The organism is Bradyrhizobium sp. GW821-FHT13H06 (genome assembly GCF_058803975.1).
Window position 1 is genome coordinate 59,415 of sequence record NZ_JBXAPN010000005.1, and the last position, 25,782, is coordinate 85,196.

A 25,782-nucleotide genomic window follows, 5' to 3' on the forward strand; every position below is an offset into this window, starting at 1 on the left:
GCATCGCCCGGACGTGCCGACCTCTCCCGCAAGCGGGAGAGGTGCAGCGAGCGCGTGGCTGGGTCTGAACATCATCATTCTCAATCGAACAAATTGGCGAGGCGCTGCTTCATCTGGTCGGCGATGTAGAGCGCGAGGGCCTGAATGGTCGACGTCGGATTCACGCCGCCCGAGGTGACGAAGATGCTGCCGTCGACGATGAAGAGGTTCTTCACGTCGTGCGAGCGGCCCCATTCGTTGACCACGGAACGTTCGGGGTCGGTGCCCATCCGCGCGGTGCCGAGCAGATGCCAGCCGCCCCAGGGAATCGGATTGTTGATGCAGATGTCGGTCGCGCCGGCGGTCTCGAGAATCTCCCGGCCGCGCGCCAACCCGTGCTCCATCATTTTCCGGCTGTTCTCGCTGATCGTATAGTCGACCTTCGGCGCGGGGATGCCGTGACTGTCCTTCAGCACGGGATCGAGCGTGACGCGGTTGTGCTCCTCGGGTAGATCCTCGCAGATTGCCGACACCGCGAGCCGATGACCGTTGAGCTTACGGAATACGCGATGATGGTCGGCGCCCCATGGCAGAATGCCCTTTTGCTCGCTCGCGACCGCCTCGAACACCGGCCCCGCGCCGCGGCCGAACTGGATGCCGTAGCCGCGCACGAAGCCGCGCGACAGGTCAGTGTCGTAAAACTCCTTGCTCCACAGGCAGGTCGGCGGCGCGCGATTGCTGTCGGTCGGCTCCTTCACAAATCCGTAGATTTGAGCATAGGGATGGAACATCAGGTTCTTGCCGACGAGGCCGGACGAATTTGCAAGCCCGTTCGGAAAGCGCCCCGAGGCCGAGTTCAAAAGCAGGCGCGGCGTGCCCACGCCGTTGCAGGCGATGATGACGACATGCGCGGGCTGAAACTGCTCGACGCCCTCCTTGTCGTAGTAAACGACGCCCGAAGCCATGCCGTTCTCGTCGGTGCGGATCTCCCGCACGCGGCAATGGGTGCGCAGCTCGACGCCGGCGCGGACCGCATGCGGCCAGTAGGTGATGTCGGTGGAGGACTTTGCGCCTTGCGCGCAGGCCGGCGTGCAATGGCCGAGATTGATGCAGCGTGCCCGGCCCTCATAGTCCATGGTCGCGACCGTCGTGTCCGACGGCCACCAGTGCCAGCCGAGCTTGTTCATGGCCTTGCCGATGATGGCGCCGGACAATCCGAGCGGCTGTTGCGGCATCGGCGGATGCGTCAGCGGCGAGAGTGGATCGCCTGACAGGCCGGACGTCCCCATCATGCGGTCGTTCTCTTCGAAGAACGGGGTCAGCGCGTCGTAATCGATTGGCCAGTCGTCGGCGACGCCGTCCAGCGTCTTCACCTTGAAATCGGAGGGATGCAGCCGCGGCCAGTGCGCGGTGTACATCACGGTCGAGCCGCCGACCGCATTGTAATTAACGACCTTGATCGGGGCGTTGTCGTCGTTGATCGGGTAGTCCTCGGGCCGGCCCCGGACGTTGGGGCTCGACGACCACTCGCCGTAGAATTTGGCCTCCCAATCCCGGCCGGTGCTGGGATATTCCGCCGGATTCATCCAGCCGCCCTGCTCCAGGCAGAGGATGTGCATCTTGGTCTCGGCCAGCGACCACGCCACCGCCGCGCCGGACGCGCCGGCGCCGATGATCAGGACGTCCACGGGCTCTTTCATCGCAAGCTTTTCCTCCCCCTCGCCGCTTCCCGGGCGATTCGGCCTTTCGCGCTCGGCGACGCCGGCGAACGATAGGGTCAGAGCGACGGCCGAGTAAAGCCGCGAGGCCGGAATGTCGCACTTCGCGGGGTGCAGACCATTGGTATCGCCACATCCCGATGCTAGGAACGAGACGCACGAGCCATCGATAGCGAGACCGTATGTCCTTCCGAAATTACTTTGCCAGCGCCCGCGCTTTTGCGCTCGTTTCGTTTTTCGCCTTGTCCGGATTTCTGGGCACCTCCTCCCCTGCCTCGGCGCTGACCGGCGCCGCGACGGCCCGCGACGCCAACTCCATCCAGCTTGGCGACGTGACGTATCGGCTGGACGGCGTCGATGCGCCCGAGCTGGACCAGGTCTGCATCGACGATCACGCCGATGCCTGGACCTGCGGCATCGAGGCCCGCGATCAGCTCACGAAGCTGATCAAGGGACGCGTGGTGCGCTGCGACGACGTCGGTCCGGAAAAGAGCTTCGGCAAGCGACACCGGGCGCTCTGCACGGCCGAGGGCGACAAGTCGACCTTGAACGAACAGCTGGTCAAGCTCGGCTTTGCCGTCGCCCGGGAGCCGATCAAGGCCAACGTCAAGCCCGCCGCGGCCGAAGCCAAGACAGCCGCCGCCGGGATCTGGAAGGGCTGTTTTGTTGCACCGCAAGATTTTCGCGCCGGCAAGAAGGACGGCACACTCCTGGGCGCCGCCTGCCGGCCCGACCGCGACAAGGAGATTCGCGCCGTGCTGTTCCCGGAGGAACTGACGATGCCGCCCAGCTGCAGCATCAAGGGCAAGCTTGCGGTGCGCGCCCGCGTCACCGGCAATATCGGCATCTATCATCTGCGCGGCTGCCCGAGCTATCCCGCGACCACCAGACCCGACCGCTGGTTCTGCTCGGAGGACGACGCCCAGGCCGCCGGCTTCCGCAAGGCCTATAACTGCCGCCGGCCAAAATGAATGGGCGGGTTCCGCACCCGTGAGTAGTATTCCGGCTCCGTATTGATCCGGAATTGAATTTCATCGGCAGTTGCTGCATGTGTATGCGTACGCGAGCGCCTTGCGCGAGCGTTTCCTTGGCAACAATCCGGCTTCGGCCCGATTGTCTTTGCTCGGGCGTTTCCTCCCTAGACTTGGCCGCTTGTCACGAGCAAGCGGCCGTTCTTTTCTGTGCGCCGCCGTGCAGGCCGAGGCGTCGTGCCCGGGACGAGCGACGACGCCGCGGCAACGTCAGCGCTCCGGATGCACCGTGACGCCCTGATGCGATCGTTGCGCGTGATCACTGCATCCGCATGATCTGGTCCATCGGCGGCATGTTCGCGTTGAGATGCGCCATGATCCAGACCGTCCCGCCCACCACGAGGAAGACGACCAGCAGCCCGAAGGCGAGCGCCAGCACGTTGTTGGTGTTGTCGGGCCCCGTGGTGATGTGCAGGAAAAACACGAGATGCACACCCATCTGTGCGATCGCAAGCACGATCAGCGCGACCGGAATCGAGGGCTGCCAGACCAGATCGGTGCCGGCGATGAAGAACGAGGTCGCCGTAAGCAGCAGCGCGAGCACGAGCCCGACGACGTAACCGAGGATCCTTGCGCCGACACTATGCTGCTCTTCCTCGCCCGGTGCGAGGTCGTGTTTGACCATCCCATGCGTCTGCTCACTCATGGTGCACTCCCGAGCAGGTAAACGACCGAGAACACCGCGACCCAGATGATGTCGAGCGCATGCCAGAACAGCGCAAAGCACATCATCCGGCGCAATATGTCGGCGCGAAAGCCTTTTGCGAACACCTGGGCCATCATGGTGAGAAGCCACAGGACGCCGGCGGAAACATGCAGGCCGTGGCAGCCGACCAGCGAGAAGAACGCGGTCAGGAACGCACTGCGCGACGGACCGTAGCCGCGCGCGATGAGATCGGCAAATTCGCGGAACTCGAGCACGAGAAATATCAGCCCGAGCACGCAGGTCACGGTCATGGCGAGATAGAACCAGAACCGGTTGCGCACATCGGCAGCGATGCTGGCCATGCCGCAGGTGAAGCTCGACAGCAGCAGGCAGACCGTCTCGATCGCGACGGTCTTCTGCTCAAAAATCTCCGAGCCCTTCGGGCCATCGGCAGTCTGGCCGGACAGCACCGCATAGGCCGCGAAGAAGCAGGAGAACATCACGATGTCGGAGAGCAGGAAGATCCAGAAGCCGTAGGCGGTCACGATCCGCTTCGGCGCGGGCCCGGGATGCTCGATGACGACGCCGATGTGATGGGGATCGGCCCGGGCGTGGTCGGCAGTCGCGGTCATCGCCATCAGACCGCTCCCGCCATGCTGACGAGGCCGCGCCGCTCCTCGACGTTGATGCGGTCGATCCGGGCGACCTCCTCGGCAGGAATGACGTACTCGTCATGGTCGCGCCAGGCGAACACGACGAAGGTCGCGAACGCGCCGATGCCGCCGAGGATCACCATCCACCAGATGTGCCAGATCAGCGCGAAGCCCATGATGGTGGCGAAGAACGCGCAGACGAAGCCGGTCGGCGAATTGCGGGGCATCTCGATGTCCTGATATTCAGGCCGTTCGTGCTCGAGCGATTGCTGCCGGGCGTGGACCTTCATCTCCCAATAGGCGTCCTCGCCGCGCACATCGGGATTGAAGGCGAAGTTGAACACCGGCGGCGGCGACGAGGTCGCCCATTCCAGCGAGCGCCCGTCCCAGGGATCGCCGGTGCGATCGCGCAACGCCTCGCGATTGCGGATGCTGACCACGAGCTGCACGATCTGGCAGATCACGCCGATGGTCAGCACGGCCATGCCGAACGCTGCAACGATCATCCAGGGCCGCCAGGCCGCGACGTCATAGTGCTGCAGGCGACGGGTCATGCCGAGCATGCCGGCGATGTAGAGCGGCATGAAGGTGACGTAGAAGCCGAGGAAGGTGAACCAGAACGCGGCCTTGCCCCAGCGCTCGTCGAGGCGGAAACCGAACGCCTTCGGAAACCAGTATTCGAAGCCGGCGAAGGCGCCGAACAGCACGCCACCGATGATGACGTTGTGGAAGTGCGCAACCAGGAACATGCTGTTGTGGAGCATGAAGTCGGCCGGCGGCACCGCGACGAGGACGCCCGTCAATCCGCCGATGATGAAGGTGACCATGAAGCCGACCGACCACAACATCGGCGTCGCAAAACGGATGCGGCCGCCATACATCGTGAACAGCCAGTTGTAGATCTTCACGCCGGTCGGTATCGCAATGATCATGCTGGCGATGCCGAAGATGGCATTGACGTCGGGCCCCGCCCCCATCGTGAAAAAATGGTGCAGCCAGACCATGAACGAGACGACGCAGATTGCCATGGTCGCGAGCACCATGGAACGATATCCGAACAGCGCCTTGCCGGAGAAGGTCGAGACCACCTCCGAGAAGATGCCGAACGCTGGCAGCACCAGGATGTACACCTCGGGATGGCCCCAGGCCCAGATCAGGTTCATGAACATCATGACGTTGCCGCCGGCCTCGTTGGTGAAGAAGTGGAAGCCGAGGTAACGGTCGAGCAAGAGCATCGCGAGCGTGGCGGTGAGGATCGGAAAGGCCGCGACGATGAGAAGGTTCGAGGCCAGCGTGGTCCAGCAGAACATCGGCATGCGCAAATAGTTCATGCCCTTCGTGCGCAGCTTCAGCACGGTCGTGACGAGATTGATACCGGCGACCAGCGTCCCGACGCCGGAGATCTGCAACGACCAGGCGTAATAGTCGACGCCGACGCCGGGCGAGTAGGCCAGCCCCGACAGCGGCGGAAAGGCGAGCCAGCCGGTGCGCGCGAACTCCCCGACCACGAGCGAGACGTTGACCAGCAGTGCGCCGGTCGCGGTCAGCCAGAAGCCGACCGAATTGAGCGTCGGAAATGCGACGTCGCGCACGCCGAGCTGGAGCGGCACGACGAGGTTCATCAGCCCGATCACGAACGGCATCGCCACGAAGAAGATCATGATGGTGCCGTGCGCGGAGAAGATCTGGTTGTAGTGCTCCGGCGGCAGATAGCCCTGCGACTGATAGGCGACCGCCTGCTGGATCCGCATCATGATGGCATCGCTGCCGCCGCGCAGCAGCATCACCGAGGCGAGCAGGATGTACATGACGCCGATGCGTTTGTGATCGACGCTGGTGATCCATTCGCTCCAGAGATAGGGCAGATGTCCCTTCACCACGACCCATGTCAGGACGCCGAGGATGGCGACCAGCACCAGCGCGCCGGCGACGAGCGGAATCGGCTGATCAAACGGAATGGCCGACCAATCGAGCTTACCGAGCATCATGGCCTCCACTGTGCGCCCGGCCTGCTTCGGATGCGAGCTCCGGCCCTGGTCCCGGCGGAATGTGCTGGGTCGCGATCAGGTCGAACAGCCGTGGATCGTCCAGGCGGTAGACAGGTCGGCCCTTCTCGATGCCCTGCTGCATCAGCTTCTTGTAGCTGTCCGCGTTCAGCACCGCATCCGTCTTCGCGGTATTCGCCACCCATTCCGGAAAGGCGAGCGGCGAGACGACGTTGACGTCGAACATCATGTCGGGGAAACCGTCGCCGGAGAAATGCGCGGACAGGCCCTGGAGCTTGCCTTCATTGTCGGCGCGCAGGTTGAGCTTCGTCACCATGCCGTTCATGGTGTAGATCATGCTGCCAAGCTGCGGGATGAAGAACGTGTTCATCACGCTCGACGATGTCAGCTGGAAATTCAGCTCGGCGCCCGCGGGCACCGTCAACGTGTTGATGGTGGCGATGCGCTGGTCCGGATAGATGAACAGCCATTTCCAGTCGAGCGACACGGCCTGGATCCGCACCGGGCTTCCGGTGCCCGGCACGGGCGCGGCCGGATCGAGCTGGTGCGAACCGATCCAGGCGACACCGCCGAGCAGGATGACCGTGAGTGCAGGGATCGACCACACCACCATTTCGACGCGGCCGGAATAGACGAAGCCAGGCTGGTAGCGCGCTCTCGGATTCGAGGCGCGAAACCAGAAAGCAAAGCCGAGGATCGCGATGATGGTGGGCACCACGATCACGAGCATGATGAAGACGGAATCGACCAGGATGGTGGTGTTGCCCGCAGCCACGGGCCCTTGCGGATCGAGCAGATTCATCGGCAAGCCACTGGCGGTTGGGAGCCCCCGGACCGAGCCTAGCGCGGGAAAGGCTCCGGCAGCAAACGCTGCGACCTCGGAACGGTTCCTGCACCGCAAGGCTCAGTCATGCGCGACGGGCCGGCCGCAACATGCAATTCCATGTGATGTCAATGACATGCACGCAGGAGCCACGCCCTTCTCTCCGGTCGGGGCGATTGCTAATCTGCACGAAAATAATGGGACGAATGGTGCCCGTGCCGGGGAGTGAACTGAGATGCGCTTGAAGGACAAGGTCGCGATCGTCGTCGGGGCCGGGCAAAGTCCCGGCGAAGGCATGGGCAACGGCCGCGCCACCGCGCTCACCTTCGCGCGCGAGGGCGCGAAGGTCTTGTGCGTCGACCATCATCTGGAGTCGGCGCAGGAAACGGTGGCGATGATCACCGCGAAACTTGGCACCGGCGCGGCCTTCAAGGCCGACGTGACCAAGGCTGCCGACATCAAGGCGATGGTGGCCGACGCGCAATCGCGCTGGGGCCGGGTCGACGTGCTGCATAACAATGTCGGCGTCAGCCTGTCCGGCGGCGACGCCGAGCTGCTGCAACTGACCGAGGAGGCGTTCGACCGCGTCGTCGCCATCAATCTGAAGAGCTGCATACTCGCCGCGAAGGAAGTGATCCCGATCATGCGCGCTCAACGAAGCGGCGCCATCATCAACATCTCCTCGATGGCCGCGATCACGACGTATCCTTATGTCGCCTACAAGGCCACCAAATCCGCGATGATCGCCTTCACCGAACAGCTCGCCTATCAGAACGCGGAATACGGCATCCGCGCCAACGTCATCCTGCCCGGCCTGATGAACACCCCGATGGCCGTCGACACCCGCGCCCGCGAATGGCACAAGACCCGCGCCGAGGTCGAATCCGAACGCGACAGCAAGGTGCCGTTGCGCAGGAAGATGGGCACCGGATGGGACGTCGCCAACGCCGCGCTGTTTCTGGCGTCCGACGAGGCGAACTTCATTACCGGCGTGACGCTGCCGGTGGACGGCGGCGCAAGCGTGCGGCGGGGTTAGAAGCCGCGAGTGCGGTGGGCTCCCTCCCCCGCTTGCGGGGGAGGGTCGGGGAGAGGGTGTCTCCGCGCAGGGATTATTGAGAATAACTGAGAGGACCTCCCTGTGCGGCGAGAGCCCTCACCCGCCGCGCTCTGCGAGCGCGTCGGCCTCTCCCGCAAGCGGGAGAGGCGGAGCAAGCCTGCAGACAGTCACCGTGCAATTCATATGCGATTGCCCTGCTCGCAAGGGGAGAGGGTGCACCGTCATTGCCGAACGCTGGTCACCCGCCAGATCGTGCCATTCCCATCCTCCGACACCAGCAGCGATCCATCCTTCGCCACGGCGACACCGACCGGACGGCCCCACACCTCTGTGTCGCTCACGACAAACCCGGTGACGAAATCCTCGTATTCGCCGGTCGGCTTGCCGTCCTTCATCTTGATGCGGATCACCTTGTAGCCGGTGCGCTTCGAGCGGTTCCAGGAGCCGTGCTGAGCGGCGAAGGCGTCGCCTTGATATTCGCTCGGAAACTGCGTGCCATGATAGAAGGTCATGCCGAGCGAGGCCGAGTGCGGCTGGATCAGCACGTCGGGCACCGTCACCTTGTCCTTCAGGTCCGGCCGCGCGCCGGCATGGCGCGGGTCTTCATTGCTGCCGACATAGAACCAGGGCCAGCCGTAGAACGCGCCCTCCTTCACACTGGTCACGTAATCGGGGACGAGGTCGTCGCCGAGGCCGTCGCGCTCGTTGGTCGAGCACCAGGGCAGACCGGTCTGCGGCTGGATTGCGAGGCCGACGCAGTTGCGGAGGCCGGTGGCGAAGATCTTCCGCTCCTTGCCGTCAGGATTGAAGGCCAGCACGGTGGCGCGCTCGGTCTCGCTCGCCCAGGCCGCGCCAAGCGGCTGCGCCTTCGACCACGCCTCCAATCCGCCCGGCGGCGTGCCCATGCCTTCGGCGACGTTGCTGAGCGAACCGACCGAGACCAGCATGCGCTTGTTGTCGAGCGTGAAGGCGATGTCGCGCGTGGAATGGCCGCCGTCATGCGGCAGGCTTGCCACGATCGTCTCCGCCTTGCCGCGCGCCTTGAGATCGCCGGCCTGGTAGGGAAAACGGACGACGCCGTCGGTGTTGGCGACATAGACCCATTGCGGATTGTCGCCGTTCGGAAAGAAGGCGATGCCGAACGGCTGCCGCAGTCCGCTGGCGAACACCTCGTTGGGCGAGACCTTGTCGCCCTCCCCGGCGCGCAACACGCGGATGTTACCGGCCCGTGTCTCCGCGACGAAGACGTCGCCGTTCGGCGCCACGCGTATGATGCGCGGCGCGCGCAGGCCTTCGGCGAACAGCTCGATCCTGAAGCCGGCCGGCACCTGGAGCGCCGCCTCCGGTGGACGCGGCACCACGCGCGACGAGCTCGCAACCGACCGCGTGGCGCCGGGCCTGACCAGATCCTGGGGCCGGATCAGCCTGACCGTGCCGGGCTTGTCGGCCCGCCAGTCGCCATAGGCGTCCTTGCCCTGCAACACCGGCTCGGCCTGCGCGCCGGCCGCAACCGCGACCAGCAGCCCCGCGGATATTGCCATGAACGAAATCCTGTTCTTCACGTCGCCTTCTCCCCACCTGTACCTACAGGGCGTCAACGCCGTTCATCCGCAAACGTTCTGCGGCAGGTCAAACACCCGCCGCATTCGACGTCAGCTCATGCCCGCACGATATGCATCCGGTGCACCCACCGTACTGGAAAACACCGCAGATAGATGCGACACATTGTAAGGGTGTGGCTGCGGTCATGAAAGCTGCGACATCGCCGTCGCGACTGATGGGAAGATCATGTGGGGATCCGTGATATCGGAATGGGCGAGCCTGCTGCTGCGCTGGCTCCACGTCGTGGCGGCGATCGCCTGGATCGGAAGTTCCTTCTATTTCATCGCCCTCGACCTCAGCCTCAAGCCCAGGAGCAACCTGACGGGCGACCTGCCTGATGGCGTGCAGGGCGAGGCCTGGCAGGTTCATGGCGGCGGCTTCTACCGGATCATGAAGTATCTGGTGGCCCCAAGCCGGATGCCGGACGAGCTGACCTGGTTCAAATGGGAGGCTTACACCACCTGGCTGTCCGGCTTCGCGCTGATGGTGGTGGTGTATTATCTCGAGGCCGACCTGTTCCTGGTCGACAAGGCGATCCTCGACATCACGCCATTCCAGGCCGGGCTGTTCAGCTTCTGCAGCCTCGCGCTGGCGTGGCTGCTTTATGAAGCCGCCTGTCGCAGCGGGCTTGCGCAGCACGAATTGCCCTTCGCCATCGGCGGCTATCTGTTCCTGGTCGCGCTGACTTACGCCTTCACCCACGTGCTGAGCGGCCGCGGCGCCTTCAACCAGATCGGGGCGATCATCGGCACCATCATGGTCGCCAACGTCTTCGCGCTGATCATCCCGAACCAGAAGAAGATCGTGGCCAGTCTGATCGCGGGCGAGGCGCCCGATCCGAAGCTCGGCAAGGCGAGCAAGGAGCGTTCGGTCCACAACAATTATCTGACGCTTCCCGTCGTCGTGCTGATGATCAGCAACCACTATCCACTGCTCTACGCCACGCGCTTCAACTGGATCATCGTCGCGATCATCCTGGCGCTCGGCCCGGTGATACGCCATTTCTTCAACGAGCGACACGCGGGGCGCAAATCGCCGTGGTGGGTGTGGGGCGTGGCGGCAACCGGCGTGGTCGCGATCTTGTTCCTCTCCGCGGCCGGCCCGCGCGATGTCAAGACCGGCGCGCTGCCCGCACAGCCGACGCTCGCCAATGTCGAGGAAATCGTGATGGCCCGCTGCAGCATGTGCCACGCGGCCGAGCCGGTCTGGGCCGGCATCGTGACCGCCCCGAAAGGCATCCTGCTCGACGCGCCCGAGCACATCCATCGCAACATCCGCCTGATCGGCCGTGTCGCGGCCTGGTCGAACGCGATGCCGCCGGGCAACATCACGGAGATGACCAGCGAGGAGCGCGCCGTCCTCGCGGCCTATATCGCGCAGGCGCGCTGACGCGCCGACTTGCGCGGCCAGACCATTCGGCGGAATGAATTTCCGCTTTGCCCTGCTGAATTGAAAATGACTTGACCGCCTAACCGGCGTAGACAGGAGCCGTGGCCGCCGGCGCGGCGCAAGATCAGTTTGCAATCGGGGAAAGAACAGTGGCCCTCAAGAACGTCATCGGTATCGACCACGCCGTGGTCATGGTGAAGGACCTCGACAAGGCCGCCGAGAACTACCGGCAGCTCGGCTTCACGGTGTCGCCGCGCGGCACTCACAGCGTGCATATGGGCACCGGCAACTACACCATCATGTTCGATCCCGACTACATGGAGCTGCTCGGCGTGCTCGCCGCGACCGAGCAGAACGCGCCGGCGCGCGCGTTCCTCGACAAGCAGGGAGAGGGCATCGAGCGCATCGCGTTCACTGCGGTCGATTCCGCCGCCGGCGCGGAGGAGATCCGCGCACGGGGCCTGGCGCCGATCGGCCCGACCGATTTCGAGCGGCCGGTGACGCTGCCTGACGGCACGGTCTCGGCAGCGAAATTCCGCACCTTCATGTGGCCGACTGCGGAAGCGCCCGGCGGCGTGCGCATCTTCGCGTGCCAGCACAAGACGCGCGAGACCGTGTGGATTCCCGAGCTGATGCAGCACGCCAATGCGGCGAGGCGGATCAAGCAGACGCTGATCGCAACGCCCGAGCCGGCCCAGGAAGCCGCGCATCTCGGCGGGCTCATCGACCGCGCGCCGAAAACTGAGGCGGACGGCGCGGTCACCGTACCTTCCGGCGGCGATCGCGCCGACTTCGTCTATCTGACGCTGGACCAGCTCGGCAAACGCTATCCCGGCGTGCCGCTGACCGGTCTCTCCGAGCGCGGCGGCGCCGCGCTCGTGCTGGTCAGCGGCGATCTCGCGGCAACCGGGAAGGCGCTGGGTTCAGCCGCTGTCCGAAGCGGCGATGCGATCTGCGTGCCGCCGGCCAAGGCCAACGGCACGCTGCTCGCCTTCGTTGCCGGCTGATTTGAACTAATTCTTTAACGGGTGTTTACCCCGGCGGCTCTAGGATTCCCGGCAATCCAAGTCGCCGGGACCATACGCATGTTCAAAGAGGAATCGCCGATCGCCTATGACGCGCCGGCCGAATTGAAGAAGTGGCCGTCGCTGAAGGGCGAGAGGCTGAAGGATCGGGGCCCGCCCTATCTCGTCTACAACGGCACGCTCGCCGAATGCGTCCGCGAGCTCATGGGCAAGCCGATCAAAGGCATCTCGCTCTACGACATCATGACGACGCCGCAACCGGCGTTCGACCAGACCGTGCTGTCGCCCGGCGATGCCGCCGAGATCGCGATGCGCAAGGATTTCCCCAAGGACTAGTTCGAGGCCCGCTTCGCCGCGGGCCCGCCCTGCTGCTTCGCGGAAGTATCCGTCGGCGCGTCGAGGAAGACGACGGGGGTGCCGCGCTTGACGTTCTCGCCGATCGCACGCGCGTCCCAATTGGTCAGCCTGACGCAGCCGTGAGACGCCGACTTGCCGACCCTGTCGGGCTCTGCCGTTCCGTGGATGCCATAGCCCTGCGCCGACAAGCCGATCCAGTACGCTCCGACGGGATTGTTCGGACCCGGCTCGATGTCGAACGGCCGTTTGGATTTGACGCTCCTGAACTTGTAGTCGGGATTGTAGCGATAGGTCGGATTCTCGTGTGCACTGGTCACCTTGAGCGTGCCGCTCGGCGTCGGACGATCCGGGCTGCCGACTGACGCCGGATAGAACGCCAGCAGAGCGCCGCTTGCGTCGAACGCCTTCAACGTCCCGCTCTTCTTGTCGACCTCGAGCCGGGCCAGGCGCGGCAGCTCTCTCCGTGCCTGAACGTTGGCAACGACGATCGTCTCTCCCACCCTGTCGAAGGCCTTGCCCGGGTTGAGCGCCTTGAGCAGATCCGCGCTCATGTGGAATTTCTCGGCAAGTCCTTCGAGAGGGCTGGTGTAGCTCAGCGCCTTCAGCGATTTCATGTCCTCGAGCTTGCCCGGCAACTCCTTCAGGAACGGGCCTCTTACGTCGGCGTCGACGATCCTGTAGTCGGCGACGATGGGACCCTCGCTCGCCGCTGTCAGCTTGTCCCAGAGCTCCGGCGCTATGGCCTTGTCGGATGCGATGCCGTTCTGCTCCGCGAATGCCCTGAGCGCCTTCTGCGCATTCTCGCCGAACTTGCCGTCAATCTCGCCGGGCGAGAATTGCGCGCGGTCGAGCAGGACCTGAAGCTTCACCACCGCCGGATTGAGCTTGTCGCTAGCCGGCGGTTTCGCAGGACGCACAGCGTCATTCACCGCAACCGGATCGAGATTGCCTGCGAACGCCGGGCCGATGAGCCACAGCGAAAGCACCGCGCCAAGCATCGATCGCATCGTCATCGCGCATCCCACTCGCAAGCGGCCCGAGGGCCGCGGAGAGTTTCACTTCGGGAACACCGTACTAACACCGAAGGAACCGGCGAGATCGCAGCTTTGCCGCAATCGGACGGTTAAGAACTCGCTGTCGCCGGCGCATCGCCGACCATTCATCCCACAGTTCGAGGTTGTCTCCGCAAATGCGATTTGTCGTCGCGGCTTGCGCCGCATTCCTGATTCTGATGTGCGACCTCGATCCGTCGTCATCCCGGCAAGCATCACCGTTCCACAGCACCATTCTTCAGAACAATCATGCCTCACGACTTGTTCCGGTGGTCGAGCTCTTCGTCGCCAGCGTGCAGGCCATCGAGCTTACGAACGCGCACGCTGCCTATGAGCAGGTGATCGAGCCGCCGCGCTCCGTCGAGCCGGCGGTACAGGCGCCGGATTCACCGACCGAACAATTCTGTCACGCGCTTCGTGAAGCCGCCGAGTCCAGCGGCATTCCGGTGCCCTTCTTCGCCCGCCTGCTCTGGCAGGAGAGCCGCTTCAAGTCCAACGAGGTCAGCCATGCTGGCGCGCAGGGCGTCGCGCAGTTCATGCCGGGGACAGCCGCCGAGGTCGGACTCGACGATCCCTTCGATCCCATGAAGGCGCTGCCGGCATCGGCAAAATTCCTGCGCAAGCTTCGCGACGATTTCGGCAATCTCGGCCTTGCTGCCGCCGCCTACAACGCAGGTCCCGGCCGCATCCAGAAATGGCTTGCCAGGGAGAGCGAGCTGCCGCGCGAGACGCGCGACTATGTCCGGATCATCACCGGCACCAAAGCCGAAGACTGGATCGAACGCTCCGAGGCGCTTGCGATCCGCATCGACCTGCCGCGCGAAGCGCCGTGCGAAGGCATCGGCAGTCTCTCCAAGGCCAAGGACGTCGCCTGGGTGCCGGTCAACCTGACGCCTTCGGTCGCGAGCATCATTCACAAGGCCGAGCAACTCGCCACCCCGGTGGCGACCAGCCGGGCGCGCAAGCGGTTCGCAACCCTGCTGCGGAAGAATGCCACGGTCCACCGCAAGGCACGCAGCCAGATCGTGGCACGCGCCGCCGGAAAGAGCGCAAAAGCGCGCGCCGTTCGCATCGCCGCTCGGGAACGCTCTGCGATCTGATATGAAGATGGACAAGCCGCTCGATGGAGCGGCCTCCGACCGGCGTGCGGCTACTCGATCACCCGACGTTCACGGGGCTCGATGCGCCAAACGCTCGGTTCTTCTTCCCGGGCGAAGGCCGCGCCCCTTTCTTGCGGAACCTGAGATGCCATCGAAGAGTGCGGGGATCATCGCCTATCGGAAGCGCGGGGAGATCGAGGTTCTCCTCGTTCATCCCGGGGGCCCGTTCTGGCGCAACAAGGATCTCGGTGCGTGGTCGATTCCGAAGGGCGAGTATGCGGACGCGGAAGATGCGGAGGCCGCCGCGCGACGGGAGTTTGCCGAGGAGCTCGGCCTCGAGGTGACGATGCCGCTGACCGCGCTGGGTCAGGTCAAGCAACGCGGCGGAAAGGTCGTCACCGCGTTCGCGGCCGAGCTCGACATCGACACGGCCAGCATTCGCAGCAACACGTTCGAGATGGAATGGCCGCCTCGCAGCGGCAAACGGCAGACGTTCCCGGAGGTCGACCGCGCCGCATGGTTCACGCTCGAAGCGGCGCAGCAGAAGATCAACGCTGGACAACGTCCGCTGCTTGACCGGCTGGCGCAGCTGGCTAAGGCGGAACGGCTTTAGGTTGAATCGGCTGCCGCGGCTCCTTCACCTCTCCCGCTTGCGGGAGAGGTCGGCGCGAAGCGTCGGGTGAGGGCTTTCTCCTCTTGGGGATTGTCCCAGTGCGGAAATACCCTCTCCCCGACCCTCTCCCGCGCGCGGGAGAGGGAGAGGGAGAGCACCTCCGTCGTTGCAGCGATCAAGCCTCATCTCATCACGTTCGAGCAGCGGATAGGCTGTCGCGATCCGCCGCTCCCGCTTGCGGGAGAGGCGAAAGATCCCGCGGCGCGATCAGGCTCGAATTCGAGCGAGCCCTACTCCGCCTTGATGTTCGCGGCCGCGACGACCTCGGCGAGCTCCTTCGTCTCCTTCGCGATCTTCGCGGCGTAGTCGGCGGGGCTGAGCACGCTGACGACGCCCTGCGAGCCGAGCTTCTCCGCGACCGCGGGATCCTGGGCGGCAGTGACGATCTCCCGGTGCAGTGTCTCCAGGATCGGCGCGGGCGTCGCCTTCGGCATGAAGAAGCCGACCCAGAACGAGATGTCGAAGCCGGGATAGCCGGCTTCCGCGACCGTCGGCACGTCGGGCAGCGCCGGCAACCGCTCGGCCGACGATACCGCCAGCGCGCGCAGCTTGCCGGCCTTCACCAGCGGCACGGCGGAGAGCGGATCGAACACCGCCAGCACCTCCTGCGCGAGGATGCCGACCTCGGCGGCCGAGCCGCCGCGATAGGGCACGTGGATCATCTTGATGCCGGCCTTCTGGCCGAGCAGCTCCATGGCGAGATGGGCGAGGTTGCCGTTGCCGCCCGAGCCGTAGGCGAGCGCCCCGGGCGCGGCCTTTGCCGCGGCGACGAGATCGGCGACGGTCTTGATGTTGGCCGTCTTGGGATTCTCGGGATTGACGACGAGCACGAGCGGCGCCGAGACGACGGTCGTCAGCGGCGCGAAGTCTCCCTGCGGGTCATAGCGGACGTCCTTGAACAGCGTCTTGTTGAGCGTGATCGTGGACGAATTGCAGGCCAGCATCGTGTAGCCGTCCGCGTCCGCGCGCGCGACGCCTTCGGCGGCGATCATGCCGTTGGCGCCGGCGCGGTTCTCGACCACGAAGGGCTGTCCGAGCTTGCTGCCGAGGCGATCGCCGATGATGCGCGCGACCACATCGACCGGGCCGCCCGCGCTGAAGCCGACCATGACCTTGACCGGCCGCACCGGGTATTTCTGAGCCAGGGCCTGCGTCGACAGCGCAGAAGCGCACAATCCGGCGATGGCTGCCAGCAGGCGGACCGTTCGTTGCATTCGTTCTCTCCCAGGCCTCACAGCGCCGCTTGTGCATGTTTGTTCGTGCGACGCATTCGAGGATCATGAATAGCGGCCACGCCGGATTTCGCAATCGCGTTCGGGCGCCGGCATTCCGCCGCACGGCACGTGCGCGCCCCTTCCAAACAAAAAATGCGAAAACAACCCCATGCACAGTAGACGGCCCCTGTCGAAACAAGGACTTGCGCTGGGGAAACGATATTCGGATGTTACGAAATGTATTTTGACTCGTCGGGCAAAACAGGGGCATAATGGCAACATCGCGAGAGCCGTGAGCAACCTGGCCTGCCCGGCCATGGCGCCTCGCTCCGATCGCGACCAAGCCCTTCATCGACATCTGAAAATCGCAGCCGCCGCACGGCAGCTGCGCGGGTCGGCCTCGCCCAGCGAGTCCCCTCGCGCCTGCCGTGGGCCCAAGGACATATCGACATGACGACAGCCCTGACACGCAACAGCACGACACCCGTCACCAAGTATCATGGCAGCAGTCCAAGCCCGCGGATCAAGCTCAGCCGGCGGCGCATCGTGATCCAGCATCCCGACGCGCAGGCCGGCGAGCGCCTGCTGGCCGACGCGCTCGGCGCCGTCGATCACGACGCGCTGCACGGCATCCTGAAGCAGCTGATGAAGGCCAGCGTGGTCCTGCAGAAGCCCGACGAACCCAATCTTTCCTTCATGATCTCGATGATGAAGAGCATCGCGCCGAGGGATTCGCTCGAAGCCATGCTGGTGGCGCAGATGGTGTCCGTTCACGTTGCCACAATGCGCGCCGCCTGCCGCCTCGCCTGCACCGAAGACCTCTCGCAGCAGGAAGGCATCACCCGCACATTGACCCGGCTGGCACGCACCTTCGCTGCCCAGATGGAGGCCCTCAACCGCCACCGCGGCAACGGCGAGCGTCCGATCACGGTGCAGAATTTGTCGGTGCAGGATGGCGGCAGCGCAATCATGGGCAACGTCACTCAGCATGCGCATCTGATCGTGGGCGAGCCCGGCACCGCAACGGAGGCGGGACAGATCCCGTCCCAAGCCGGCGAGCGCGAACAGACCCCCGCCAGCCGGGGCAATGTCCCGTGAGCGGCAATCACATCCGCAACACCGGCGCGATGATGGCAAGCCCACGCTGCGGGGCCGCGACGCGCAACGGCACCGCCTGCCGCGCGCCGGCGGTGCACGGCAGCCCCCGCTGCCGTATGCACGGCGGCGCGTGGAGATCAGGCGCGCCAATAGGGAATCAGAATGCGCGGAAGCACGGCGTGTTCGCCCAGGATGGGATTGCGGAACGGCGCGCCATACGCGAGTTGCTGGGCGAGACGCAGAAGCTGTTGGCCGAAATCAAGTCAGGCTGACGGCGGAGAAGCGACGCGGCGACTTGATCGAAATAAATCATCCGATCGCCCGCGGCAGAGCTAGCGCGTCGAGCTCTCAGGATCGACGGCAGCAATCTGCAGCCCGGCCTCGTTCAGCGCATCAGCGATCTGCTTCGCCAGCAGCTTCGCTTCTTCAATTCCGATCTTAGCGTCGGGATGTTCCTTGAAGAAGGCGCAAACCGTCGTTGCGATGATGGTGTTGACCTGGTGCGCATCAACCATCTGCGGCTCGCGAATCGCAGACTTCTTCACCTGATCGGCGGTGCGTCAGCGTGCAGAACGGAGACGGTCATCGCAAGCCAAAGAACGAAAGAATGGCCGCGATCACAACGACTAGTCCTACGAGATAAATCAGGCCGTTCATTGCAATTCTCCTTAGGAGAATGAGTTGAATCTATTCGGGGCTCGCGGGCGCGTTCTTGGCATTACACTGCTGAATGGCCAGCCTTTCGAGCTCCACTTCCTTTTCTATGGCGGCCAGAGAATTACCGATCTTGTCAACGATCCTGGCCAAATCGGTATCGGAGATGCGAAGCCGTCTTCGGACGGACTTTACCTGCTCCGCATTCGCAAGATCGAGCGTCGTGCGAATGGGCCGCGGCGGTCTCGAGCACAGCATGAGCAGGCCTCCTGACCGGGGTAAGCGCGATATGTCTTTTTTGTTCCTATCGTCCGCCGGCCGGAAGGCCTCACCTCCCTGTCGTCGCAGCACAATAGCGGCGCAACCAGACACCGGCCGAGCCGATCCCGGAGCGAAGCAGGAATGCTCCTTGTCCGCTCTCGGCGAGCCGCCTCACGAGCTGATCGCCGGCTGCCCGAATCTGGTCTTTCATGCGGCGATCCCGAGAGGCCCACAAATCGGAATGAGGGGGTCCCGCTCCCACCATTGGCGCCCGCCTCGCCATCATGTAACCCCATCCAAAACCTGCTCGGGACGGAACGCTCATGACCAAAGCCGCCAACGACGCGGGCACGACCACCCGCGCGCTGATCTTCGCGCTGGTGGCGCTCGCCTGCGGGCACATGCTCTCGACCTTGCTGCGCACCATTCCGGCCGTGAGCCTCGACCTGATGGCGGCGGATTTCCATATCGAGCCGCAGGCCCTCGCCAGCCTCACCTCGATTTATCCTTTCGCCTTTGCGGCGGCGCAGATTCCGGTCGGGGCGGCGATGGACCGGTTTGGCGTGCGGCCGGTGTCGCTGAGCCTGCTCGCGGGGACCGTGTTCGGCGCGGTCGCGTCGGGGTTTGCGACAGGGCCGGAAAGCTTTGCCGTCGGGCAGCTGCTGCTGGGCGTTGCCACCTCGGGCATGCTGATGTGCCCGATGACGCTGGCGGCCAAGCAATTGTCGGCGGCCCGCTTCGGGCTGTGGTCGGGCGCAATCCTCTCGATCGGCAATATCGGCATGCTGCTGTCGTCGAGCCCGCTCGCTTTCGTGGTGGACGCCTACGGCTGGCGCGCCGGATTCTGGATGTCCGCGATCGGCGGAATCGCGGTGGCGCTTGCGGTGTTCGCGCTGGTCCCACACCAGCCGGCCGAGCACAAGGACGAGTCCTCGCCGCTGACGCAGATGATCGAAGTGCTCAGGCTCGGCCTCTCGCGGCCCTTGCGCGGGCTGATCGCGCTGGCGCTGGTGTCGCTGGCGACCTCGCTGGTGCTGCGCGGCCTGTGGGGCGGGCCGTGGCTGATGGACGTCAAGGGACTCTCGCGGGTCGAGGCCGGCAACCAGCTCGGCGCGTTCACGCTGGCGATGATCGCGGGCCCCCTGTGCATCGGCATGATCGACCGCAGGCTCGGCCGCCGCCGCGCGCTGGTGGCGGGCTCGCATATGGCCGGGGCGGTGCTGCTGGCGCTGATGGCGCTGGGCGCGCCGCATTATGCGGTCTCCACGCTGTTCGGCCTGCCCGTGATGCCGCCGCAATACGACCTCGCGCTGTTCGTGCTGATCGGCTTGGCCACCTCCGCCCAGCCGCTGCTGTTCGGCATGTCCAGGCAGCTGGTGGACGCGCAAGTCGCGGGCAAGGCCCTCGCGGCTGTCAACCTCGCCTTCTTCCTCGGCGCGGCGCTGATGCAGTCGGTCACCGGCGCGGTGGCGGCGCTCGCGGGCTTGCCGGCGGTGCTGCTGTTCATGGCTGCCATGCTGGCGCTCGGCGTGCTGATCTTCTTGGCTTACACCTCGCCAAGCCCATAGGATGACGCGCCCCGCTCGCCAAAGGAATCACTCATGCCCGTCGACACCAAGGCCGCCACCGACCGTCTCATGCGCTTCCTCGCCGTCGAGGGCGTGACCGGACAGGAGGCGGCGATCGGGCGCGAGCTTGCCGCCGCACTGAAGGAGGCCGGCGTGCCGGCGAAGGCGATCCGGCTTGACGATGCCAACACTCGCATTCCGGTGCCGACCGAGACCGGCAACCTCATCGTCGACCTGCCCGGCCGCGGCGCGCTGCACAACCAGCCGCGCATCATGTTCATGACCCACATGGACACCGTGCCGCTCTGCGCCGGAGCGAAGCCGAAGAAATCGGGACGCAAGATCGTCAACGAAGCCAGGACCGCGCTCGGCGGCGACAACCGCTGCGGGTGCGGCGTGCTGGTGACGCTGGCCGCCGAGCTCGCCAGGCAGAAGCTCGATCACCCGCCGATCACGCTGCTGTTCTGCGTGCGCGAGGAAAGCGGGCTCTATGGCGCGCGCCACGTCAAGCTGGACGAGCTCGGCTCGCCGGTGATGGCGTTCAACTATGACGGCGGCGCCGCCTCCAACGTCGTCATCGGTGCCGTCGGCGCCGACCGCTGGAGCGTCGAGATCTTCGGCCGCGCTTCGCATGCCGGCGTTGCGCCGGAGCGCGGCATCTCCTCGACCATGATCATGGCGCTGGCGCTTGCGGACGTGAAGGCCGGCGGCTGGTTCGGCAAGGTGGTGAAGGGCAAGCGGCAAGGCACCAGCAATGTCGGCCCCGTCACCGGCGGCGAGGGCCGCCCGGCGGGCGATGCCACCAATGTCGTCACCGACTACGTGCATGTGCGCGGCGAAAGCCGCAGCCATGACGGCAAGTTCTTCAAGGAGATCACGAAGGCCTACAAGGCCGCGTTCGAGAAGGCGGCCAAGAAAGTCACGAATGCGCAAGGCAAGTCCGGCAAGGTCAAGTTCAAGGCCGAGACCGACTATTATCCGTTCCGCATGAAGGACAGCCAGCCCGTGATCAAGCGCGCGGTCGAGGCCGTGTCCGCGGTCGGCGGCACGCCGAACGTGCGCACGGCCAATGGCGGCCTCGACGCCAACTGGATGGTCCGCCACGGCATTCCGACCGTGACCTTCGGCGCAGGGCAGAACGAGGCGCACACGGTCGACGAATGGATCAATCTCGACGAATATGACCGCGCCTGCGCGCTGGCGGTGCAACTCGCGACGATGCGATGAGTTGTTTCACCCGGAGTTCGCAGGCTGGGCTAGGCGAAGGCGTAACCCGCCCTACGAACAAGAAAAGCCGGGAGAAAACATGGCACGCATCGCGAACACCGAGACCGGACTCTACCGGATTCCCCTCCCCGTCACGCTGTCCGACTCCACCCATGGCGAGATCGCCGCGTTCGAGCTGATCACCTGCCGCATTCGCGATGCCGACGGTGCCGAGGGCGTCGGCTACACCTACACGGTCGGGCGCAATGGCGGCGCGACTGCGGATATCCTTGCACGCGAGATTGCGCCGCTGGTCGAAGGGCGCGAGGCCGACGACACCGAAGCGATCTGGCATCATGTCTGGTGGGCGCTGCATTATGGCGGGCGCGGCGGGCCGACGGTGCTGGCGCTCTCCGCGCTCGACATCGCGCTGTGGGATCTGAAGGCGCGGCGCGCCAAGCTGCCGCTGTTCCGCCTGCTCGGCGGCTTCGATGCGGGCGTGCCGTGCTACGCTGGCGGCATCGATCTCGATCTCTCCGTCGATGCACTGCTCAAGCAGACCGACGGCAATCTCGCCAAGGGCTTTCGCGCCATCAAGATGAAGGTCGGCCGGCCCGACCTGAAATCCGACGTCGCGAAGGTCTCCGCGATGCGACAGCATCTCGGCGACGGCTTTCCGCTGATGGTGGACGCGAACATGAAATGGACGGTCGAGGAGGCGATCCGGGCCGCCCGCGCGTTCGTTCCCTATGACCTCACCTGGCTCGAGGAGCCGATCATCCCCGACGACGTCGCGGGACACGTGCGCATCATGCAGGCCGGCGGCGTGCCGATCGCGGCAGGCGAGAATCTGCGCTCGCTGTGGGAGTTCAAGAACTACATCGCATCAGGCGCGGTGTCCTATCCCGAGCCCGACGTCACCAATTGCGGTGGCGTCAGCACCTTCATGAAGATCGCCCGGCTGGCGGAAGCGTTCAACCTGCCCGTCACCAGCCACGGCGCGCACGACATCACCGTGCATCTGCTCGCGGCCTGCCCGAACCGCTCCTATCTGGAGGCGCACGGCTTCGGGCTCGACAAATATATCGAGCATCCGCTGGTGCTGAAGGACGGGCTTGCGCTCGCGCCTGATAGGCCCGGGCACGGCATCAACTTCGACTGGGCGGGGCTGGCGAAGCTGATGGCTTAGAGAGATGCGACAACAAGCGAGGTGCGCCCCCTCTCCCGCTTGCGGGAGAGGGTTGGGGAGAGGGTGTCTCCGCAGTGAGACTCCCAATGACGATCCAGCCCTCTCCCGGCCTCTCCCGCAAGCGGGAGAGGTGAAGTGGAGCACTTCGGCACTGTTGGTGCCCCCGCGATCGCCGATCTGCACGCGAGGCATTCCAAGGCGCGTGATGCATGGCGCGGATAATCCGTTATGGTGTCGACAACCGACACCTTGCGAGAGAGCGTTGCCTTGACACCCGAGTTGCACCAGAAACTGACCGAATGGCGTCGGCACCTCCACGCCCACCCGGAGCTGTCGCTCCAGGAAAAAGCCACCGCCGCCTTCGTGCAGGACAGGCTCACCGAGCTCGGCATTCCGTTCGAGGCTGGTATCGGTGGGCACGGAATCGTCGCGACGTTGACGCGTGGCCATGCACGAAGCCGGGTCGGCCTGCGCGCCGACATGGATGCACTGCCGATCACCGAGGACACCGGCCTGCCCTATGCTTCAAAGACTCCCGGCGTGATGCATGCGTGCGGCCATGACGGGCACACCGCCGCGCTGCTTGGCGCGGCCGCGCTGCTCGCCGCCGATACCGGCTGGAGCGGCACGGTCGATTTCATCTTCCAGCCCGCGGAGGAGGGCTTTGGCGGCTCGCGCGCGATGGTCGCGGCCGGGCTGTTCGACCGCTTTCCGATGGAGCGGGTGTTCGGCTTCCACAACTGGCCGGGCCTTGCCGCCGGCACCATCGCGGTGCACGACGGCGTCGTCATGGCCTCCGGCGGGCGCATCACCATCACCATCGAGGGCCATGCGGGCCACGCCGGCATGCCGCATCTGACGCGCGACCCGGTGGTGGCGGCGGGGCATTTGATCGTGGCGCTGCAATCGATCGCATCGCGCAGCGTCGATCCGCTCGACACCGCCGTGCTGTCGCTGTGCACGATCGAAGGCGGCACCGCGCCGAACCAGATCGCCGGGCGCGTCACCATCCGCGGCACGCTGCGCTACCATCGCGAGGCGGTCAAGGACACCATCCTTGACGGCATCGAGCGCACCTGCGCCGGCATTGCGACCAGCTTCGGCGTCAAGGTCACGCCCGAGATCGTCTGGGGTGTGGGCGTCGTGATCAACTCGCCGGCCGAAGCGGAGCTCGCGCGCATCGCTGCGGAGAAGGTGCAGGCGCCGGTGCGGCGCGACCTCGCGCCGAGCATGGCCGGCGAGGATTTTGCCCATTATCTGCAGCAGCGTCCGGGCGCCTTCGTCTGGATCGGCAATGGCGAGTTGCGCGACGGCGCGGAGCTGCACGGGCCGCGCTACGATTTCAACGATGGGATCCTGCCCGTGGCGTCGAGCTGGATGGCCGAGGTCGCCAAGGCGGCGCTGGCCTCGAACTGACCCACGCGCGCCCGCCACGCCGACAGCAACATATCTCGCGCACGAACGTTGCCTCCAACAAGGCGCGGCCTCCCGCTGCGCCCAACGGATGGCAGATCGATGGCGCGCGTTCTGATCGGAACCTCCGGCTGGCACTACGCCTCCTGGCGGGGCCCGTTCTTTCCCGAGGGCGTGACGCTGAAGGAGCAGCTGCGCTACTATGCCGGGCAGTTCGACACCACGGAGCTGAACGGAGTATTCTACCGCACGCCGACGCCGGAGGCGGTGAAGGGCTGGCGCGAGCAGACCGGCCGCGACTTCGTGTTCGCCTGGAAGGCGTCCAAGTTCATCACGCACTGGAAGCGGCTGTCGGACCGCTCCGTCAACAGCCTCGAGCTGCTGGAGGACCGCATCTTGCGTCTCGGCGGCAAGGCCGGCCCGATCCTGTTCCAGCTGCCGCCGCAATTCGAGGCCAACGCGGACCGGCTCGCCTCCTTCTTCAAGCTGTTGTCGCGAAAGCGGCGTTACAGTTTCGAGTTTCGCCATCCGAGCTGGTATCAGCCGCGCATCCTGCGGATGCTGGCCGACGAGAACATCTCGCTGTGCCTGTCCGACCATCACGATGCGCCGGCGCCGTGGAAGCGCACGGCGGATTTCGTCTATGTGCGCGGACACGGGCCCGGCGGGCGCTATCACGGCCACTACACCAAGGCCACGCTGGGGCAATGGGCGAAGCGCATCAAGTCCTGGAAGCGGCAGGGCTGCAACGTCTACGTCTATTTCGACAACGACCAGAAGAGCGCAGCACCGGCCGATGCGCTGGCGCTGAAGCAGCTGCTGTGACGCTAGATGATGCCGCCTTGCCGAAGCGCGGCGATCGCGGCCTCGTCATAGCCGAGCTCCGTCAGAACGACATCGGTGTGCTCGCCGAGCGTCGGCGGGCGGTTCACGATTTCGCCCGGCGTTTCCGACAGGCGCACCGCGGCGCGCGCGACCGGTGCCTGCTTCGGCAGGCCCGGATAATCGACGTCCTGCATGAAGCCGGCGGCGCGGATGTGCGGATGATCCAGCGCCTGCTGCGGTGAGAGCACGGGGCCGGTCGGAATCATGGCCTGACCCAGCGCATCGACGGCCTCCTGCGTGGTGCGCTCGGCGCACCAGCGCGCCATCCGCTCGCTGATGATGCGGCCGTTGTTGCCGCGGCTGATATCGTCGGCGAAGCGCGGATCGTTCAGCCAAAACGCCTCCTCGCCCATCAGCCTGGCCCAGCGCTTGAACAGCGGATGCCCCGTCACCTGGCACAGCACCCAGCCGTCCCTGGTGCGGTAGATGTCGGCGGGAGCCGCGGTCTGGCCGAGATTGCCGGTGGGTACGCGGTTGACGTTGATGACGGCCTGCTCGATCAGTGTCGCATTGGTGAAGGACAAAGCGGTTGCAAGCAGCGCGCCCTCGACGATCTGCCCGCGTCCGGATTTGCCGCGCTCGATCAGGGCGGCCAGCGTGCCGAACGCGCAGTGCAGCGCGGTGCCGAAATCGACCCAGTTCACCGCGGCCCGGTACGGCGGATCGCCCGCGCCCGTCATGTAGACCGCGCCCGACATCACCTGCCCGACGCCATCGAAGCCGACGCGGTCGGACCAGGGACCCGGCCCGCCGAACGCGGTGGCCGTGGTGAGGATGATGTCCGGCTTGATCGCCTTCAGGGACTCGTAGTCAAGCTTCATCGCACGTAACGTCTGCGGCGGCAGATTGGCGACCACGACGTCCGCGGTCGCGACCAGGCGGCGCATCACCTCCTGCCCTTCGGCCTTCATCGGATCGAGCGTGATGCACTTCTTGTTGCGATTGACCTGGAGAAACAGCGCGCCCTCACCGCCTTCACCCACCGGCGCCACGAAACGGTCCTCGCTGCCGTCGCGCTTCTCGACGCGGATGACCTCGGCCCCGAACTCCGCCAGCAGGGTGGCGCAATAGGGCCCGGCGATATAGCGCCCGAAATCGAGCACGCGCACGCCCTCCAGAACTCCTCCCATCGGCTTCTTCCCCAGCGTTTTGCTCAGATTACAGGGAATGATTGCCGCGGCAA

At 65.3% G+C, this 25,782-nt stretch carries 25 protein-coding genes; 15 read left to right on the forward strand and 10 right to left on the reverse strand.

Annotated elements, in window-relative coordinates:
• Positions 1-80 precede the first annotated feature (80 nt).
• Positions 81-1,679 (reverse strand): GMC family oxidoreductase, encoded by a 1,599-nt coding sequence (locus AC1RQP_RS21740; RefSeq protein ID WP_492938468.1) that lies wholly within the window; start codon positions 1,677-1,679, stop codon positions 81-83.
• Between the two features lie 200 nt (positions 1,680-1,879).
• Between AC1RQP_RS21740 and AC1RQP_RS21745 the strand changes: the two genes are divergently transcribed.
• A complete protein-coding gene (locus AC1RQP_RS21745) occupies positions 1,880-2,668 on the forward strand; it encodes a thermonuclease family protein (RefSeq protein WP_492938469.1) in 789 nt (262 codons plus the stop codon).
• A 319-nt stretch (positions 2,669-2,987) separates the two neighbouring features.
• On the opposite strand, the gene cyoD is transcribed toward AC1RQP_RS21745, so the two are convergent.
• From cyoD to AC1RQP_RS21765, 4 genes are read right to left on the reverse strand one after another with little or no spacing between them, the layout of a single operon-like run.
• Complete coding sequence (gene cyoD / locus AC1RQP_RS21750; RefSeq protein ID WP_440638318.1) at positions 2,988-3,374, reverse strand: cytochrome o ubiquinol oxidase subunit IV; 387 nt, start codon at positions 3,372-3,374, stop codon at positions 2,988-2,990.
• On the reverse strand, positions 3,371-4,012 hold the full coding sequence (locus AC1RQP_RS21755; RefSeq protein WP_492938470.1) for a cytochrome (ubi)quinol oxidase subunit III: 642 nt from the start codon (positions 4,010-4,012) through the stop codon (positions 3,371-3,373). The genes cyoD and AC1RQP_RS21755 overlap by 4 nt, the downstream gene beginning before the upstream one ends.
• A complete protein-coding gene (cyoB, locus tag AC1RQP_RS21760; protein WP_492938727.1) occupies positions 4,012-6,012 on the reverse strand; it encodes a cytochrome o ubiquinol oxidase subunit I in 2,001 nt (666 codons plus the stop codon). Before cyoB ends, AC1RQP_RS21755 begins: the two co-directional genes overlap by 1 nt.
• Complete coding sequence (locus AC1RQP_RS21765; RefSeq protein WP_492938471.1) at positions 6,002-6,835, reverse strand: cytochrome ubiquinol oxidase subunit II family protein; 834 nt, start codon at positions 6,833-6,835, stop codon at positions 6,002-6,004. Before AC1RQP_RS21765 ends, cyoB begins: the two co-directional genes overlap by 11 nt.
• 256 nt (positions 6,836-7,091) lie before the next feature.
• On the opposite strand from AC1RQP_RS21765, the gene AC1RQP_RS21770 reads away from it, so the two are divergent.
• Complete coding sequence (locus tag AC1RQP_RS21770) at positions 7,092-7,892, forward strand: SDR family NAD(P)-dependent oxidoreductase (protein WP_492938472.1); 801 nt, start codon at positions 7,092-7,094, stop codon at positions 7,890-7,892.
• A 242-nt stretch (positions 7,893-8,134) separates the two neighbouring features.
• On the opposite strand, the gene AC1RQP_RS21775 is transcribed toward AC1RQP_RS21770, so the two are convergent.
• A complete protein-coding gene (locus AC1RQP_RS21775; protein ID WP_492938473.1) occupies positions 8,135-9,454 on the reverse strand; it encodes a PQQ-dependent sugar dehydrogenase in 1,320 nt (439 codons plus the stop codon).
• On the opposite strand from AC1RQP_RS21775, the gene AC1RQP_RS21780 reads away from it, so the two are divergent.
• From AC1RQP_RS21780 to AC1RQP_RS21795, 4 genes are all read left to right on the forward strand, one after another.
• Positions 9,453-9,644, forward strand: a complete 192-nt coding sequence (locus AC1RQP_RS21780) for a hypothetical protein (RefSeq protein WP_492938474.1) — start codon at positions 9,453-9,455, stop codon at positions 9,642-9,644. The genes AC1RQP_RS21775 and AC1RQP_RS21780 overlap by 2 nt on opposite strands.
• 57 nt (positions 9,645-9,701) lie before the next feature.
• Positions 9,702-10,904, forward strand: a complete 1,203-nt coding sequence (locus tag AC1RQP_RS21785; protein WP_492938475.1) for a urate hydroxylase PuuD — start codon at positions 9,702-9,704, stop codon at positions 10,902-10,904.
• A 149-nt stretch (positions 10,905-11,053) separates the two neighbouring features.
• Positions 11,054-11,911 carry a VOC family protein gene (locus tag AC1RQP_RS21790; RefSeq protein WP_492938476.1) on the forward strand — a complete coding sequence of 286 codons (858 nt, stop codon included), beginning with the start codon at positions 11,054-11,056 and terminating at the stop codon, positions 11,909-11,911.
• A 78-nt stretch (positions 11,912-11,989) separates the two neighbouring features.
• Positions 11,990-12,265 carry a hypothetical protein gene (locus AC1RQP_RS21795; RefSeq protein ID WP_239622079.1) on the forward strand — a complete coding sequence of 92 codons (276 nt, stop codon included), beginning with the start codon at positions 11,990-11,992 and terminating at the stop codon, positions 12,263-12,265.
• On the opposite strand, the gene AC1RQP_RS21800 is transcribed toward AC1RQP_RS21795, so the two are convergent.
• Entirely contained in the window at positions 12,262-13,293 is a 1,032-nt protein-coding gene (locus AC1RQP_RS21800; protein ID WP_492938728.1) for a L,D-transpeptidase family protein, read from the reverse strand. The two genes, AC1RQP_RS21795 and AC1RQP_RS21800, sit on opposite strands and share 4 nt — an antisense overlap.
• A 182-nt stretch (positions 13,294-13,475) precedes the next feature.
• Between AC1RQP_RS21800 and AC1RQP_RS21805 the strand changes: the two genes are divergently transcribed.
• Together AC1RQP_RS21805 and AC1RQP_RS21810 are read left to right on the forward strand one after the other, a co-directional pair.
• Positions 13,476-14,438 (forward strand): lytic transglycosylase domain-containing protein, encoded by a 963-nt coding sequence (locus AC1RQP_RS21805; RefSeq protein WP_492938477.1) that lies wholly within the window; start codon positions 13,476-13,478, stop codon positions 14,436-14,438.
• A gap of 145 nt (positions 14,439-14,583) precedes the next feature.
• Positions 14,584-15,051, forward strand: a complete 468-nt coding sequence (locus tag AC1RQP_RS21810) for an NUDIX hydrolase (protein ID WP_492938729.1) — start codon at positions 14,584-14,586, stop codon at positions 15,049-15,051.
• Positions 15,052-15,341: 290 nt separating this feature from the next.
• Here AC1RQP_RS21810 and AC1RQP_RS21815 read toward each other — a convergent pair whose 3' ends face one another.
• A complete protein-coding gene (locus AC1RQP_RS21815; protein WP_492938478.1) occupies positions 15,342-16,325 on the reverse strand; it encodes a Bug family tripartite tricarboxylate transporter substrate binding protein in 984 nt (327 codons plus the stop codon).
• A 450-nt stretch (positions 16,326-16,775) separates the two neighbouring features.
• Here AC1RQP_RS21815 and AC1RQP_RS21820 point away from each other — a divergent pair, with 450 nt between their 5' ends.
• The gene (locus AC1RQP_RS21820) at positions 16,776-17,423 is read left to right on the forward strand and encodes a hypothetical protein (protein WP_492938479.1); all 648 of its coding nucleotides are present in this window, start codon (positions 16,776-16,778) and stop codon (positions 17,421-17,423) included.
• Positions 17,420-17,695 (forward strand): HGGxSTG domain-containing protein, encoded by a 276-nt coding sequence (locus tag AC1RQP_RS21825; RefSeq protein ID WP_492938480.1) that lies wholly within the window; start codon positions 17,420-17,422, stop codon positions 17,693-17,695. The genes AC1RQP_RS21820 and AC1RQP_RS21825 overlap by 4 nt, the downstream gene beginning before the upstream one ends.
• 60 nt (positions 17,696-17,755) lie before the next feature.
• Here AC1RQP_RS21825 and AC1RQP_RS21830 read toward each other — a convergent pair whose 3' ends face one another.
• A complete protein-coding gene (locus AC1RQP_RS21830; RefSeq protein WP_239622074.1) occupies positions 17,756-17,938 on the reverse strand; it encodes a hypothetical protein in 183 nt (60 codons plus the stop codon).
• 723 nt (positions 17,939-18,661) lie between these two features.
• On the opposite strand from AC1RQP_RS21830, the gene AC1RQP_RS21835 reads away from it, so the two are divergent.
• From AC1RQP_RS21835 to AC1RQP_RS21855, 5 genes are all read left to right on the forward strand, one after another.
• On the forward strand, positions 18,662-19,906 hold the full coding sequence (locus AC1RQP_RS21835; protein WP_492938481.1) for an MFS transporter: 1,245 nt from the start codon (positions 18,662-18,664) through the stop codon (positions 19,904-19,906).
• Positions 19,907-19,939: 33 nt separating this feature from the next.
• A complete protein-coding gene (locus AC1RQP_RS21840; protein ID WP_061878321.1) occupies positions 19,940-21,133 on the forward strand; it encodes a M20/M25/M40 family metallo-hydrolase in 1,194 nt (397 codons plus the stop codon).
• A gap of 79 nt (positions 21,134-21,212) precedes the next feature.
• Positions 21,213-22,301 carry a mandelate racemase/muconate lactonizing enzyme family protein gene (locus tag AC1RQP_RS21845; protein WP_492938482.1) on the forward strand — a complete coding sequence of 363 codons (1,089 nt, stop codon included), beginning with the start codon at positions 21,213-21,215 and terminating at the stop codon, positions 22,299-22,301.
• Between the two features lie 267 nt (positions 22,302-22,568).
• Positions 22,569-23,717: an amidohydrolase gene (locus AC1RQP_RS21850; protein ID WP_492938730.1), complete on the forward strand. Its 1,149-nt coding sequence runs from the start codon at positions 22,569-22,571 to the stop codon at positions 23,715-23,717.
• 99 nt (positions 23,718-23,816) lie between these two features.
• Positions 23,817-24,539, forward strand: coding sequence for a DUF72 domain-containing protein (locus tag AC1RQP_RS21855; protein ID WP_492938483.1), 723 nt, complete (start codon positions 23,817-23,819; stop codon positions 24,537-24,539).
• Positions 24,540-24,541: 2 nt separating this feature from the next.
• Here the strand turns inward: AC1RQP_RS21855 and AC1RQP_RS21860 are convergent, their stop codons facing one another.
• Positions 24,542-25,729, reverse strand: a complete 1,188-nt coding sequence (locus tag AC1RQP_RS21860; protein WP_239622069.1) for a CaiB/BaiF CoA transferase family protein — start codon at positions 25,727-25,729, stop codon at positions 24,542-24,544.
• Positions 25,730-25,782: the final 53 nt, after the last annotated feature.